1 protein-coding gene is annotated in these 217 nt (G+C 49.8%); it reads left to right on the forward strand.

The window, feature by feature from the left end; genetic code table 11:
* A partial coding sequence (locus AACR11_RS21085) for a TraD N-terminal domain-containing protein (protein WP_323128443.1) occupies positions 1–217 on the forward strand: 217 nt, incomplete at both ends.

The following is a 217-nucleotide window of genomic DNA, read 5'->3' on the forward strand; positions in this document are numbered from 1 at the left end:
TGCCATTTGGGCGGTCATTGCCTTAACCGGATTTCTCACTTGGCTTCGTGCCCCTGACAATGCCTTTTGGGCTGTGTTTTATTACTGGCGCAATAAAACCTATGCCAGCTTAGGGCATAAGCTTGAAAGCGACGTTACGACCTTCTGGGAGGGTAAACGCTACGTCGGTACCCTTGCCTCTCAATTAGAAAACACCCAGCTCATCACTCTCTACGAC

The organism is Vibrio sp. L85 (assembly GCF_963871815.1).
Classification (GTDB): domain Bacteria; phylum Pseudomonadota; class Gammaproteobacteria; order Enterobacterales; family Vibrionaceae; genus Vibrio; species Vibrio harveyi.